The organism is Brevibacterium sp. MGP-B1 (assembly GCF_057766545.1).
The window spans coordinates 1,511,630-1,526,383 of record NZ_CM173407.1 but is presented as its reverse complement, the minus strand read 5'-3'; the positions used below and the strand labels follow the sequence as shown (position 1 = coordinate 1,526,383).

Annotated in this window: 13 protein-coding genes; 10 read left to right on the top strand and 3 right to left on the bottom strand. The window is 63.8% G+C overall.

The features are described from left to right. Nucleotides 1-23: 23 nt before the first annotated feature. The 7 genes from AC3CD9_RS07055 (at nucleotide 24) to dxs (ending at nucleotide 9,116) form a co-directional block, all read left to right on the top strand. Entirely contained in the window at nucleotides 24-1,094 is a 1,071-nt protein-coding gene (locus AC3CD9_RS07055; RefSeq protein ID WP_488366966.1) for a tartrate dehydrogenase, read from the top strand. A gap of 196 nt (nucleotides 1,095-1,290) precedes the next feature. Then, nucleotides 1,291-2,643 carry a 2-hydroxycarboxylate transporter family protein gene (locus AC3CD9_RS07050; RefSeq protein WP_488366965.1) on the top strand — a complete coding sequence of 451 codons (1,353 nt, stop codon included), beginning with the start codon at nucleotides 1,291-1,293 and terminating at the stop codon, nucleotides 2,641-2,643. A gap of 120 nt (nucleotides 2,644-2,763) precedes the next feature. Further along, entirely contained in the window at nucleotides 2,764-3,954 is a 1,191-nt protein-coding gene (locus AC3CD9_RS07045) for a mandelate racemase/muconate lactonizing enzyme family protein (protein WP_488366964.1), read from the top strand. An 809-nt stretch (nucleotides 3,955-4,763) separates the two neighbouring features. Beyond that, nucleotides 4,764-5,138, top strand: coding sequence for a hypothetical protein (locus tag AC3CD9_RS07040; RefSeq protein WP_488366963.1), 375 nt, complete (start codon nucleotides 4,764-4,766; stop codon nucleotides 5,136-5,138). Next, nucleotides 5,135-6,214 (top strand): PEP/pyruvate-binding domain-containing protein, encoded by a 1,080-nt coding sequence (locus AC3CD9_RS07035; protein WP_488366962.1) that lies wholly within the window; start codon nucleotides 5,135-5,137, stop codon nucleotides 6,212-6,214. The genes AC3CD9_RS07040 and AC3CD9_RS07035 overlap by 4 nt, the downstream gene beginning before the upstream one ends. Next, the gene (locus AC3CD9_RS07030; protein WP_488366961.1) at nucleotides 6,211-6,810 is read left to right on the top strand and encodes a hypothetical protein; all 600 of its coding nucleotides are present in this window, start codon (nucleotides 6,211-6,213) and stop codon (nucleotides 6,808-6,810) included. Before AC3CD9_RS07035 ends, AC3CD9_RS07030 begins: the two co-directional genes overlap by 4 nt. A 365-nt stretch (nucleotides 6,811-7,175) precedes the next feature. Continuing rightward, nucleotides 7,176-9,116: a 1-deoxy-D-xylulose-5-phosphate synthase gene (dxs, locus tag AC3CD9_RS07025; RefSeq protein ID WP_488366960.1), complete on the top strand. Its 1,941-nt coding sequence runs from the start codon at nucleotides 7,176-7,178 to the stop codon at nucleotides 9,114-9,116. A 2-nt stretch (nucleotides 9,117-9,118) separates the two neighbouring features. Here the strand turns inward: dxs and AC3CD9_RS07020 are convergent, their stop codons facing one another. Further along, nucleotides 9,119-10,270 (bottom strand): HRDC domain-containing protein, encoded by a 1,152-nt coding sequence (locus AC3CD9_RS07020; RefSeq protein WP_488366959.1) that lies wholly within the window; start codon nucleotides 10,268-10,270, stop codon nucleotides 9,119-9,121. 17 nt (nucleotides 10,271-10,287) lie between these two features. Continuing rightward, complete coding sequence (locus tag AC3CD9_RS07015; RefSeq protein ID WP_488366958.1) at nucleotides 10,288-10,902, bottom strand: DUF3000 domain-containing protein; 615 nt, start codon at nucleotides 10,900-10,902, stop codon at nucleotides 10,288-10,290. Nucleotides 10,903-11,070: 168 nt separating this feature from the next. Between AC3CD9_RS07015 and hemE the strand changes: the two genes are divergently transcribed. The 3 genes from hemE to hemQ are packed head-to-tail and all read left to right on the top strand — an operon-like array spanning nucleotide 11,071 to nucleotide 14,270. Continuing rightward, nucleotides 11,071-12,117 (top strand): uroporphyrinogen decarboxylase, encoded by a 1,047-nt coding sequence (hemE, locus tag AC3CD9_RS07010; RefSeq protein ID WP_488366957.1) that lies wholly within the window; start codon nucleotides 11,071-11,073, stop codon nucleotides 12,115-12,117. 4 nt (nucleotides 12,118-12,121) lie between these two features. Further along, nucleotides 12,122-13,537, top strand: a complete 1,416-nt coding sequence (hemG, locus tag AC3CD9_RS07005) for a protoporphyrinogen oxidase (protein WP_488366956.1) — start codon at nucleotides 12,122-12,124, stop codon at nucleotides 13,535-13,537. 22 nt (nucleotides 13,538-13,559) lie between these two features. Further along, nucleotides 13,560-14,270 carry a hydrogen peroxide-dependent heme synthase gene (gene hemQ / locus AC3CD9_RS07000; RefSeq protein WP_488366955.1) on the top strand — a complete coding sequence of 237 codons (711 nt, stop codon included), beginning with the start codon at nucleotides 13,560-13,562 and terminating at the stop codon, nucleotides 14,268-14,270. Between the two features lie 130 nt (nucleotides 14,271-14,400). Here hemQ and AC3CD9_RS06995 read toward each other — a convergent pair whose 3' ends face one another. Then, on the bottom strand, nucleotides 14,401-14,742 hold the full coding sequence (locus tag AC3CD9_RS06995) for a hypothetical protein (protein ID WP_488366954.1): 342 nt from the start codon (nucleotides 14,740-14,742) through the stop codon (nucleotides 14,401-14,403). Between the last annotated feature and the right edge of the window lie 12 nt (nucleotides 14,743-14,754).

Here is a 14,754-nt window from a genome sequence, read left to right as displayed (position 1 = left end):
CACAGGAAAGTGGAGGTACGTACATGCCGAAGATTGCAGTCATTCCAGGAGACGGGATCGGAAAGGAAGTCATGCCATTTGGTGTGCAGGCCGTCGAAGTTGCCGGTCAGCGTCAGGGTGTTGACGTGGAGTTCGAATGGTTCGACTTTGCGAGCGTCGAGTACTACCAACAGCACGGCCAGATGTTGCCTGATGGTTGGAAAAACCAGTTGAGTGAGTTCGACTCGATCTTCTTCGGCGCTGTTGGCTGGCCCGATGTGGTTCCCGACCATGTGTCCCTGTGGGGGAGCCTCCTGCAGTTCAGAAGGCAGTTCGACCAGTACGTGAATCTCCGGCCGTGCAAGATCCTTCCCGGTATCACTCCGCCCCTGCGTGACAAAGAGCCCGGCGACGTTGACTTCCTCGTTGTCCGAGAGAACACAGAAGGGGAATATTCCAACGCGGGCGGCGTGCTGTTCGAAGGGACTGACCGTGAGCTTGCCATGCAGGAGACGGTGATGACGCGGATCGGCGTCGACCGTGTCATGGAGTATGCCTTCGCTCAGGCCGCGAAGCGCCGCAAGAAGGTGACGTCGGCGACGAAGAGCAATGGTATCTCGATCACCATGCCGTACTGGGACACGAGGTTCGAAGCGATCCAGGCGAATCACCCAGGCATCGAGACGAACCAATTTCACATTGACATCCTCACTGCTCACTTCGTCCAGCACCCGGAATGGTTCGACGTCGTCGTCGCATCCAATCTTTTCGGTGACATACTCTCGGACCTCGGTCCTGCGTGCACGGGCACGATCGGTGTGGCACCGAGTGCCAACATCAACCCGACGGGCGAGTTTCCCAGCCTGTTCGAGCCCGTCCACGGTTCGGCCCCCGACATCGCAGGCCAAGGAATTGCCAACCCGATCGGCCAGATCTGGTCGGGAGCGATGATGCTCGACCACCTCGGCTCTGAGGCAGCTGGAACAGATATCGAGGAAGCCATCGACGAAGTCCTCCGGACCGCAGACCCGACAGTGCTGACGCCCGACGTCGGAGGACATGGCACCACGGAGACACTCGGTCAAGCCATCATCGACGTGCTTCGAGGGGAGTGAAACCACCAAGTAGAGAGCACACTTTAGGCGTGGCTCGTCGACCGCGGACCAGATTTGAGGCGAGGCCACGGGCCTCGAGCAGGCCAGCGATCACTCGAATCGCGTACACAGACTAGTAACTTAACGTAGCGCAATGTGCGGTGCCGGTTGGCGTAGCGCATTGCGGCTATGGGCGAACCCAAAAAAGGGAGATGCAATGACGCATTACGAATCTCAGATCGCGCAAGCTCGCGGCAACGCTGAGGCACCCGAGCACAACCAGTACCAGGACAGCAAGCAACGCACAATCATGGGCTTCCCGTGGCCCTTCTATCTGGCCTTCCTGGTGGTGATTATCGCCGCCATCTTCCTCAATGTCATGCCAGTCAACATCGTCAGCGGTATGGCGATAGCGATGATCGTCGGCGGTGCCCTGAAATACATCGGCGACTCTATTCCTGTGTTCAATACATTCGGTGGAGGATCGCTGCTGTGCATCGTCGTTCCGGCCTTGATCGTCTTCACCGGGGTATTCCCTCAGGAGTTCGCCGACTTGGCTGATTCGTTCTACAACGAGCTCGGATTCTCTGAACTCGTCGTCACGGGGCTGATCGTCGGATCTATTCTCGGAATGAATCGGAAACTATTGGTCAGCGTCGGCGCGCGCTTCTTCTTCCCGATCATCGCCGGCGTCGTCACAGCATTTCTCGTCGGTGCGCTGATGGGATTGATCACCGGGTTCGGCGTCGGCCGAGCAGTCATGTTGGTCGTAGGGCCAGTCATGGGCGGCGGCATGGCTGCGGGTGCTGTTCCAATGTCGGAAATCTTCGCCTCAGCAAGCGGGGGAGACGCCGGTTCGTTCCTCGAGCAGATCGCCCCAGCAGTCATCGTCGCCAACGTTGTTTGCATCATCATCGCGGGAATCCTCAACGGGATCGGTAAGGCCGTGACGGCAAAGAGCTTCAGCGGCGAGGGCCGAATGATGCGCAAAGGCGACTTCGATTATTCGAAGGCTTCAGACGAAGCGCCTCTCACGATTAAAGACATCACCGTTGGCCTGGTGCTGTCGATCACGATCTACATGGTTGGAGAGATACTGTCGTCCTTGATTCCGGGGCTGCATGCTTACGTGTGGATCATCGTGGTGGCTGCTGTGCTCAAGATTTTCAACCTCTTGCCAGAACACCTCAATCTCGGTGCTGAGCAGTGGTATAACTTCATCTCGCACGCCTGGATCCCTGCCGTTCTCGTCTCGATCAGCGCCGGCATGGTCGACTTCGATGCCATCGTCGAGATCGCGTCCGATCCTCGCTACCTCCTCATCGTCGTGGTGACCGTGATCGTTGCGGCCGCAGCTGCGGGCGGGGCAGGAATGCTGGTCGGCTTCTACTTTGTCGAATCCTCCATCAGCGGGGGCCTCGGAATGGCTGATATGGGCGGGTCGGGAGACGTCGCCGTCCTCTCCGCGGCAGGTCGACTCGAATTGATGCCGTTCCTTCAGATCGCTTCCCGCCTTGGCGGGGCGATGATGCTCATCATTCTGTCGATCATGGCTCCCTTCCTTCTATAGATGTCCAAGGCGTTTCGTCCACGCCTCGCCTTGCGTGGACGAAGTGAAAGCCAGCGAAAACCTATCGGCTGATTCCACTCGGCTCGTAACTACGCACCAACTAATTCAACAGGAGGCTTGATGCCAAAGATCACTGCTGTTCGCCCTGTCCAGGTCAACCGGATTCTCTACGTCAGCATCGAAACCGATGACGGACTGTACGGGGTCGGTGAGTCCGGTGCCTGGGCCTACCAGGAAGCTGCCGCCGAAGTGGTGAAGACTTTCGCTGATTACCTCGTCGGACAGGATCCGCGGAGGATCGAGCACCACTGGCAGTTCATGTATCGCGCATATCATTTCCGCGGTGCCGTCATCATGGGGGCGTTGAGCGCGATCGACATCGCGCTGTGGGACTTGGCGGGAAAGCGTCTCGGCGTGCCTGTTTATGAACTCCTCGGCGGGGCAGCGAGAGAACGAGTGCGAGTGTATAAACATGTTGCCGGGGCAACTGTCGATGAGCTCGTCGAAGACTGCAAGAAGGCTCAGGATGAGGGGTATACAGCGGTGGGGCACCTGTCGCCGTTCCTCGATATTGACCGCGGCGAGAGGCTGGAAACGTCGAATGCTCAATACATCAGCGGGGCAGTCATGGTGCTCGAGAAGTTGCGCGACGAGGTCGGTGACGGACTTGATCTGTGCGTCGAGCTGCATCGGCGACTGAGCATTAGCGAGTCTGTGACGTTCGGCCGCGCTGTCGCGGATGTGATGCCTATGTTCATCGAGGACCCAGTCCGTCCGGACAACCTCGACTCGATGGCGCTTGTCGCGTCCTCGGTGCCGGTGCCGGTAGCGACGGGGGAGCGGTTGCACACGCCTGAAGAGTTTCAGATGTTGCTCAGCCGATATCCGTTGGCTTACACGAGGATCAGTGTCTGTTTGGCCGGAGGCATTACAGGTGCCATGAAGATCGCTGCCATTGCGGAATCCGTCGGGTCAAAAGTTGTTCCTCATAATCCGCTCAGTCCAGTGAGCACCGCTGCATGTTTGCAAGTCTCCAGTGCAGTCGCGAATCTGGGAATAATGGAGCTGCCCGATCACTCGGTCGCTTCCGCCACAGAAAGGTACACCGCTTCAAACCAAAGCGAACGGCAGGAGTTCGACCAGACCGCGATGCTGAGTCCGATACCCGAGACCGTCGACGGTCACGTATCCGTTCCTACTGGTTCTGGAATAGGCATTGACCTGGACTTCGAGATAGCGAGCCGAAATCCAGCCACTAGGGTTGAGACACTGTCGCGACTTGGGGCTGACGGAGCAGTCGTGGACCAGTGACGTGGTACCGCGAGCGAAAGCCGTGGATCTGGTCATCCGAGTCGCTGGTGTCACACACAAATTGCGTGTTCCACGTCGCTGCGCTCGACAGCCGCCACGGACGGCCTATCCAGTGCCAACAATTCGGCAGTCGGTGCCGGACACAGCCGTAAGGTCGGCTCATTGCTGGTGATCGTGACCGCTCGACTACGGGGTCGATGTCCACAAGCCGAGAGATGCCGGTTCGCGTCAGTTGCCGCAATGGAAGCATGTTGACTGACGTGCTTCATCAATTGAGCGGTAGTCGACTTCGGGACCGCTCTGACTTTCTGACCAGGTGTTTTGTTCTTGCGTAGACGTTTTACAGGCGAGACTGGTCATCGAAGCATGTCTCAGTACGTTCTGCGTCAGCTCGCAGAAGCCTGATCGCAGAAGACGCTGAGGTGCTGTGAGTCTCCGACTTGCGGCAGTCGGTTCGCGCTGAAGCGCTGAGCTGGAGCACAACGGAGGCCGGTGGGATTCTTCCCACCGGCCTTCGTCGTCCCCGGACGGTGTGCGGAGGTGCCGTTGATCGAGCATCCCTCACCGTTCGCGTCACGTCCTCCACGCAGTTGGGCATCCCTCACCGCTCGTGACAAAACACACTGATGCCAAGGAATCCGTCACCGTTCGTGGCAAATCGCCTCATTGCAGCGGTGCGCTGTGCGGCGAAAGGTGAGGGACGGTCGCTGTCATGCGGGTCGGATTGCGTTGCCGGCGCTCCTTCGAGTCCACTGCGCCGGTATCAACACATTGTTGACAACAGAATGTTGATGGATCAGCATTGTTCTATGGCTCTGAATGAACGTACTCACGCTGATGCTCTTGCCGCCCATCGTGCTGTCCTCGGCGCTGCCGGAGGCGACGAATTGACGGCGCGACCGTGGCAGCATTCGCAGCAGCCGGCGAGTGACTGTGACCTGGTGAGGCTGGCGGCTCACAAGGCTGCGGACGAGCACGTCGAACAGGATGTCGTGACCGCTGGGTTGGGGCTGATCGGCGCCGCACGAGCTGAGCTGGACCAGGTCGAGGCGGCCCTGTTGTTCGCTGCAAGAGCGGGAGGCGTGACATTCCAACAGATCGCCGCCGCGTTGGGCCTGAGGTCGGGGCAGGCCGCGCAGCAGCGGATGGCGCGCGTGCTCGCCCGCTTGGATGCTCGGCCGTGAATGCCTTCGTTTCGCTTCGCGACGCAGACGAGGCGTGCGGGTCAAAGGCAGCTGTGCTGGGCGAACTGTCTCGGGCTGGATTCGCGATCCCGGACGGATTCGTCCTGCCGATCGATCCGGGCGATGGTTGGGAACGCGAACTGCCCGACGTTCTGGACGCGCTGGGCGGCTCCAACTTCGCGGTGCGGTCTTCGGGGATGGCCGAGGACGGGCGCGAGTCGTCGTTCGCCGGTCAGTTCCACACGCGGCTGGAGGTGGAGTACGCCGAGGTCGAGGCCGAGGTGCGTAGGACACGTGGCGCTGTCGCCAAGTCACACATATACGCCTCCGCTGTCGGTAAGTACGTACCGGGCCACGTCGCCGTCATCGTGCAGCGGATGCTGTCGCCCTCTGCGGCCGGTGTCACCTTCACAATTGATCCCGTCACCGGACGACGAGACCTCATCGTCGAGGCCGTCCACGGCTTAGGCGATCGGCTCGTGTCCGGCGATGCGCACGCGGAGCGATGGCGGATCAGGCCGGAGGAGGAGCCTCGCTGCCAAACGCAGTACTCAGTCCTCGACCCTGCACAAGCCGCAGAAATAGGCCGGACCGCGAAATCGGTCGAGGAGCATGTCGGCGGCCCGCAGGACATGGAGTGGGCGATTGCAGGCGATCGAGTGTGGCTGCTGCAGGCCCGGCCGGTAACCGCACCTGTGACCATCGAATACTCTCCTGCTGCCCCGAGGCCGAATGTGAAGACGCCGACGGTGGGTGCAACGTCCGGCACACCATCGAGCCCGGGCACCGCATGCGGGCGCTTGCGCATCATCTCGGGCTTCGATGACTTCTCCCGCTTTGAAGCCGGTCACGTGTTGGTCTGCGAGGCGACATCGCCGGCGTGGACGCCTTTGCTTGCCCGGGCGTCGGCTGTCATCACCACCCGCGGTGGGGTGCTGTCGCACGCAGCGATCATCGCGCGCGAATTCCGCATCCCAGCCATCACTGACATGACTTCCGCCATGTGCCTGCCCGACGACGCGCTCGTTGTCGTCGACGGCACCACCGGAACCATCACCTTGAAGGAGTCCCAATGACGTCAGACGATGACATCCGGCTGCAGGTCCTCCGTGCTGTGCGGATCCTCGGCTACGCCGGAACTGTTCCCGTGGGCGAGCGTACGAGTCTCCCGGCGGCCCTTGTCGACGAAGCCCTGCTCGATGCGCAGACAGCAGGGCAGGTAGTCTGGACCCGGTTCGCGGACGAAGGCGGATGGTCGCTGACCGAGGCCGGCAAGGCAGAAGGCGAAAAGCTCCTGAGCGAAGAGCTGGAACGCGCGGGCGCACGAGTCGTGGTGGAGTCGGTCATGGACGAGTTCGAACCGCTCAATCAAGGGGTTACCGAGGCCTGCACACGCTGGCAGTTGGCCGAAATGGGCATCGCCGAAACGCAGGTGAGCCCGGCTGAGACCATCAAGGACCTCGCGCGGGCAGGGGAGGCGTGGGCAAGCCTCGAAGAGCGGTTGGTGCACCGCTTGCCACGGTTCCGCGGCTACCACGAACGATTCAGCACGGCTATCCGCCTCGCTGCGAGCGACCCCGCCTGGGTGACCGGGGCTGACCGGGAGTCCGCGCACCGAGTCTGGTTCGAACTCCACGAAGACCTCCTCGCCACACTCGGCCGCTCCCGCTGACCTCGGAAACTTCGTCCCCGAGCATCCTCGTGGGAGACATTGCGCACTGAAACACGCGCATCACGCGCTGGCGGCCGCATGATGACGTGGTGCACCAGGGTGGTGTGCCGCCACGGATGAATGGTGCGCTGCCAGCCGTATGAATTGCCGCCAAAGGGGTGGCGAGCGGCGGCCGGTGTCAGTTGTGTCGGCACCCTAGGAGACGCGCCAAGCGGGAGGACACGCGACCCGCAGCAAGAGGAGCGGCCGGGTGAGAGCCCAGCTGCAGGGCACGCATGAAACGGGATGAGTCACAACCTGCGGCGAGCGATAGGATGGGGCGAATGGAATCTGTCCGCCAACGATGTCGTCAGAACTGAGGCCGCATGTCCTTTCTCGAATCCCTCGGCTCGCCCGCCGATCTGCGTCGACTCTCGGCTGGCGAATGCGAAGTGCTGGCCAAAGAGATCCGCGACTACCTCATCACGACCGTGTCCGGCACCGGCGGACATCTGGGACCCAACCTCGGCGTCGTCGAACTGACGATGGGCCTTCACCGCACGTTCGCCTCGCCGCGCGACACGATCATCTTCGACGTCGGCCACCAGACATATGTGCACAAACTGCTCACCGGCCGCCGCGAGGAGTTCTCCACCCTGCGGCAGCGTGACGGACTCTCCGGCTACCCGAGCCGACGCGAGAGCGAGCACGACGTCGTCGAGAACTCCCACGCCTCGGCCTCCCTGTCCTGGGCCGACGGCATCGCCAAGGCTCGCCAGCTCACCGGTGAGCGAGACCGTCACGTCGTCGCCGTCATCGGCGACGGAGCCCTGACCGGGGGAATGGCCTGGGAAGCGCTCAACACCATCGCTGCCGACACCTCCACCCCGCCGAGGCGGTTGGTCATCATCGTCAACGACAACGGCCGCTCCTACGCCCCGACCGTCGGCGGATTCGCCGCCCATCTCGACGAGCTGCGCACCACCTCGAGCTACGAGAGGCTGCTCACCTGGGGCAAGGAGACGCTCCGCCAATCCGGCCGACCCGGCCGCGCCGCCTACAGCGCCATCCACGGCGTCAAACGCGGACTCAAAGACATGGTCAGCCCACCCGAGACCGGAATGTTCGACGAACTCGGAATCAAATACTTGGGCCCTGTCGACGGACACGACCTGCCCTCGGTCGACAAGGCCCTCCAACTGGCCAAACAGTTCGACGGCGGCCCCATCATCGTCCACATGATCACGCAGAAAGGGCACGGATTCGACCCGGCCGTCAACGACGACGCCGACCAGTTCCACTCCGTCGGCGTCATCGACCCCGTCACCGGGAGATCGACACCGTCGAAATCGACGTCATGGACCTCCGTGTTCGGCACCGAGATCTGCGCACTCGCCGAGGAACGCGATGACATCGTCGCCATCACCGCCGCCATGCTCCTGCCCGTGGGGCTGGCGAAATTCGCCGAGGAGTTCCCCGACCGCGTCTTCGACGTCGGCATCGCCGAACAGCATGCGGTCGCCTCGGCGGCGGGCCTGTCCTACGGCGGACTCCACCCCGTCGTGTGCATCTACTCCACGTTCCTCTCCCGCGCCTTCGACCAAGTGCTCATGGACGTTGCCCTCCACCGGCAGGGTGTGACCTTCGTCCTCGACCGTTCCGGCATCACCGGCCCCGACGGAGCCAGCCACCACGGAATCTGGGACATCGCGATGCTGCGCGTCGTCCCCGGACTGCGCCTGGCCGCACCCCGCGACGCCGCACGGCTGACCGAAGAGCTGCGCGAAGCCGTCACCGTCACCGACGCCCCGACCGTGGTGAGATTTCCCCGCGGCAGCGTCGGGGCCGACATCCCCGCGCTGAGGCGGCTCGACGACGGCGTCGACATCCTCCGTGAGGCGCCGGCCGGGTCGAAGCCCCATGTGCTCATCGTCTCCGTTGGGCCCTTCGCCACGTTGGCCGGTGACGTCGCCGACCGTCTGGCAGAACAGGGATTGAGAGCGACGATCATCGACGCCAGATGGGTGCTGCCAGTGCCCGCATCCGTCATCGACCTCGCGACCGACCACAGTCTGGTGGCCGTCATCGAAGACGGAGTGAAGATCGGCGGTGTGGGTTCACAGGTCCGCTCCGACCTGCGCGAGGCCGATTCGCGGATCGGGGTGCTCGAACTCGGCGTGCCTGATGAGTTCCTGCCGCAGGGGACACGTGAAGAGATCCTCGCCGAGGTGGGCCTCGACGTCGACACGATCGTGTCCGAAATCCTCAAGGCCCTGCCCACCGAGGTGGCCGATCGAGCCGATCAGAGTTCCCGCCGCGCGGTGTGAGTTCAGGCCTGGGGGAGCCCGGCCAAGGTCTTCTTCAGCACGGGGGCACTGAGCTCGATCTGCCAGGGTCGGGCTCCCGCCTCGGCGAGGTAGCCTTCGACGTCGACGCTCGACTCCGCGGCCAGGGACTTCACGATTGCCGGCTGGAGGAGCACATCGTGGGGGATCGTCAGCTCTTCGGAGAGCTCCGACATGGCGGCCTTGAGCGCCGCCACCCGCTCTTTGATCTCCGCCGGGTTGAATTCGCTGCGTTTCGACCGTCCGCGCTCGGACCGTCCCGGCAGCTCTTCGGCGCCCAAACGGGAGGCCTTGCGGTAGGCACGGAAGAGTCGGGCCGCCTCGGCGCGGGAGAGCCTGCGCCACTGAGCCAGGATGTCGTCGCTGGACTTCACACCGGATTGGGCGAGGGCGACGAGCTCACGATCGCGCAGGATCTTCGTGGGAGCCAGATCGGCTTCACGGGCCATGGAGTCACGGGCCTGCCAGAGCTCACGGACTCGGGCGATGTCGCGGCGGGACCTGATCTTCGACAGTCCATGCGTGCGTCGCCACGGCTCATCGAAGTGCTTCGGCGTGAAATCGAGCAGGTGCGTGAACTCCTGCTGCGCAAACTCCCACCGGTCCGAGTCGAGAAGCTGCTGGTGGAGGATATCGCGGATCGGCAGGAGCACTTCGACGTCGAGGGCGGCATAGTTCAGCCACTCCTTCGGCAGCGGACGCGTCGACCAATCGGCGGCCGAATGCTCCTTCGCCAGACGCACCCCGAGGGTGCGTTCGGCGACCGCGGCCAGACCGAACTTCTCCCATCCGAGCAGCCTGGCGGCCAGCTCGGTGTCGAACAGAGCCGCCGGGCGCATTCCGCGCTCCTGCAGGCACGGCAGATCCTGCGTCACCGAATGGATGACCCACTCATCGGAGCCGAGAGCCGGGTTGAGGTCGCTGAGGTCACCGAGCGTCTCGGAATCGAGGAGGAAGGTGCCCGCACCCTCCCGGCGCAGCTGGACGAGGAAGGCACGCTGTCCGTATCTGATTCCGGAAGCGCGTTCGGCGTCGACGGCGATCGGACCGTTGGCGGCTGCCAGACTGGCAATCGAGGAGGAGAGGTCCTCCGGGGTATCGACGACGTCGGGGATGCCGTTCGCGGGTGTCTCCAAAAGCGGTAGTTCAGATGTCATCGACGGCGCCCGGGCAGGGCTGTGACTCCTTCAGGAAGTGGTGGCAGTCCGGCGACTGTGCTGAGCAGATCGATCCAGGCCTCGAAGTGATTGCCGATCAGATCCGGCTCGTCAATCACGGGTGTCCACGAGGCGCGCAGCTCCAAGTCTATCGTGGCCGGGCGGTCGGCCAAGGTGCCGAAGCTCTCGGACAGCACCCGTGTGGTCGTCCCGCCGACGGCGAGCACCTGGCAGTCGTTGGCATCGAGGGCATCTTCGAGCCAGCTCCATGCCACATGTCCGAGCATCGTCTCATTGCCGAGTTCGTGTTCGAGTTCGGCGCGGATATAGGAGACGACTCGGAAGGAGCCTTCCCACTCCTCGGGGGCGGCGGGATCGAAGAGGACGACGATGCGGCCCGTGGCGAGTTCGTCGATGGCCTCGCCGCTGGCTCGCAGAAAGGTCTCATCGGCGCTGACCTCGGCCCCGAGCGCATAGGAGTAGGGAGCCAGGCGGGCCGGAGCGGGAATCTCGGAAATCGACACGTTGTTCGTGCTGCGCGCCTGACGCAGCACCGACGTCACGGCGGAGAACTCCGCCGGAATGCGATTGAGAGGTGAGGTGTTGACCACAGTTGCCACGATAGATCAGCCGTGCGTGCAGAGGAATCATCCACGCCGAGGCGGCCCCGGACAATCCGTCGGACCGTGTCCTCGGACGAATGCTGAGACGGCAAGACGGCTCGTCTTGAAACCGAGATCGAGTGGGCATGAGCGATCGAAGAATGGGAAGATGGCCCCATGACATCACCCCTGTTGGCTGCCCTGCGTTCGGAGCCGGTTTCACACACTCCCGTCTGGTTCATGCGGCAGGCCGGCCGCTCCCTGCCTGAGTACCGCAAGCTGCGCGAAGGCACTCAGATGCTCGATGCCTGCCGCGACCCCGAGATGGTCTCCGAGATCACCCTCCAGCCGGTCCGCCGCCACGGCGTCGACGCGGCCATCTTCTTCTCCGATATCGTCGTCCCGCTCCAGGCCGCCGGAGTCGATGTGGAGATCGTTCCCGGCGTCGGCCCGGTCATCGCCTCCCCGGTGCGCTCCCGCGCAGATATCGACGCCCTGCCCGAACTTGATGCCGCCGATATCCCGGACATCGCCGAATCGATCCAGCGGGTGACCGCCGAACTCGGCGATGCCACCCCGCTCATCGGTTTCGCCGGTGCCCCGTTCACCCTGGCCAGCTACCTCATCGAAGGCGGTCCGAGCAAGAACCACGAGAAGACGAAATCACTCATGGTCTCCGACCCCGAGGCGTTCTCGGCCCTGCTGGACAAGCTTGCGAAGATGTCGGCGACATTCATCGATGTGCAGCTGAACGCCGGCGCCAAGGCCTTCCAGCTCTTCGACTCCTGGGCCGGTTACCTCGCTCGGGAGGACTACGAGAACCACGTCCTCGAACACTCCACCGCAGTCTTCGACGCACTGTCCGGACACGATGTGCCCAGCATCCATTTCGGTGTGCAGACCGGTGAGCTGCTCGGCTCCATGGCACAGGCCGGATCGACGGCCGTCGGCGTCGACTTCCGCGTCGACCTGGCCGATGCCGCCACTCGCGTCAACCCCGGTCAGGCACTTCAGGGCAACTTGGACCCGGCCCTGCTCTTCGCCCCGTGGGAGGCGCTGTCCGCCCGCGTCGAGGCGATCGTGCGCAAGGGGCTCGAACTCGACCGCGGCTTCGTCTTCAACCTCGGCCACGGCGTCCTGCCCGACACCGACCCCGAGGTGCCCGGACGCGTCGTCGAACTCGTCCACCGCGTATCGGCCGAGATCCTCGGCAGCCGCGGCTGATCGAATGTCCCAGATCACCGTCGTCGGAGGAGGGATCTCCGGACTCGTCGTCGCCTATCGTCTCTCCGCCGACCACCGAGTCACAGTGCTGGAATCAGGCGACCGCCTCGGCGGCTGCCTGAAAGCGACCACGCTCGATGGAGCCGTGCCCGTAGGAATCGACTCGGGAGCCGAAGCGAGCCTCAACCGACGTCCGGAGACCAAGAACTTGGCCTTCGAACTCGGCCTCGACTCGGTGTTCCCCTCGACCCGGCACAGCTCGCAGGTGCTCAACCGAGGAAGCCTGCACGCGATTCCCAAGCGCACGATCATGGGGGTGCCCGCCGAGGCGTCCGAGGTCGAATCCCTCATCGGCGCCGAGGCGGCCGCTCGCTTGGCGGCCGAACAGATCACCCCGCCGGTCGAGGGCGATGACGTCTCGCTCGGGGATTTCCTGTCCGCGCGCCTCGGCGGCGCCATCGTCGACGAACTCGTCGATCCGCTGCTCGGCGGAGTGTACGCCGGTCGCTGCCGGGACCTGTCCCTGGCCGAAACGGTGCCCGCGCTGCTGCCCGCCGCCGTCGAGGGCACCTCGGTGCTCGACCTCGTCGCACAGCTCCTCATCGGCCGCGACGCCCAGACCGCGTCGGCAGCGAGTCCGGAACCGGTGTTCATGAGCTTCGAAGGCGGAATCAACCGCCTCATCCCGGCCCTGCACGAGGCAATCGTCAACAATGGCGGGACGGTCCGCCTCGGTGCCGGTGTCACCGGGATCGACCGCGACGGAGAGAGGTGGATCGTCCGCGGCGAGGGGGACGACATCGAATCCGATGGGCTCGTCCTCGCCACGCCCGCGCATGTGACCGCCGGGCTCCTGGCGTCGGTGGCCCCGGAATCGGCGAGCCGCCTCGGCGAGATTCCCTATGCCTCCACCGCCTTGGTCGCCGCCCTCGTCGACCTCGGGGGAGTCGAGCTGCAGGGCTCGGGGTTCCTCGTCCCGGCGACCGAGGGCACGTTCATCAAGGCCTCGACCTTCGTGTCGAACAAATGGCCGTGGACGGCCGACCATATCCCCGCGGGGACGGCCCTGGTGCGGATGAGCATCGGACGTTTCGGCGACGGACCCGAGGTGTGGAGCAGGCTCTCCGATGAGGAGATCGTCGAACGCGCCTTCGCCGATTGGCAGACGATCACCTCCCGTCCGGAATCGCAGCTGCTGGGCTCGGAAGTCCAGCGCTGGAACTCCGCACTGCCGCAGTACCTGCCCGGCCACGCCGGACGCATCGCTGCCATCGACGCCGAGATCGCGTCGCTGCCCGGCCTCGAACTCGCCGGATCCGCCTATGGGGGAGTCGGCATTCCCGCCTGCATCGCCCGCGCGGACGCCGCGGCCCAGAGACTGAACCGACCCGCAGACGACCACCGTGACACTTCAGAATGAAGAGAAGACAGAAGGAGCAGATATGAGCGAATACACTCAGCCCACCGACACCCAGATCGAAGAAGCGAACGAGCAGACGCGGTATATCGCCTACTCCGTCTTCGCCTCTGCCGGAGAACTCGGCGATGCCGACCGGAGGGAACTCGCCGATGAGCTGCATGCGGCTCTCGAGCCCCTGAAGGAACGCGGTCTGATCGTGCGCGGAATCTACGACGTCTCCGCCCTGCGAGCCGATGCCGACGTCATGTTCTGGTACCACGCCCCCGAAATCGAGGTCGTCCAAGCTGCGTACTCGGCGATCCGCCGCAGCCTCATCGGTGGAGTGCTCGAACCCGTCTGGTCCGTCGTCGGAATCCACCGCCCGGCGGAGTTCAACAAGGCGCACCTGCCCGCCCTGCTGACCGATCCCGAGCCCGGCGATTACATCTGCGTGTACCCGTTCGTGCGGTCCTACGACTGGTACCTCCTCGACCCCGCCGAACGGGCGAAGATGCTGCGCGACCACGGCATGGCCGCCGCCGGGTACAAGGACATCAAGGCGAACACGATCGCCTCCTTCGCGCTCGGCGACTACGAATGGCTGCTGGCCTTCGAGGCCGCCGAGCTCCACCGCATCGTCGACCTGATGCGCGACCTGCGCAACACCGAGGCGCGCCTGCATGTGCGCGAAGAGGTTCCGTTCTACACCGGACCGCGTCGCGAACTCGTCGACATCATCTCCGACTGGCGCTGACCGAACGTCATTGACCCGGCCGGGACTGAGGCAGAGAGCAGGTCGCCCGGCCGGGCCCGATGCAGCGAGAAAGGGCCGCCGCACCGATTCGGTGCGGCGGCCCTGCGCATGGTCGGGGAGTGACCGGCGGCTACCGGCTGCCCTTCTTCACCACATAGGAATGGCCGTTTGCGTCGGTGCGCATCTCCAGCCCCATGGCATCGAGCTGCTGGTGTCGCAGCGTCTCGTCCTCGAAGTATCCGCCCGGGCGAGTGTTGTCGACCTGTGCCGGTCCGACGATCTTGCGGAAGAAGTTGTTGAGCCAGCCCACTCCGCGCTGAGACTCCGGATGCTGGTTCTTCTTCAGTGCCGAATTCTTCTGCTTCTTGTCCTGCTTCCGGTTCGAACCATCGGGGGAAGGCTGCGAGGCGGACGACATGGCGAGGATCCTATCGACGAGGTGCCGCTTGGGCGAGGATTGGGCAGGTTTCACCTTTAGTGTACA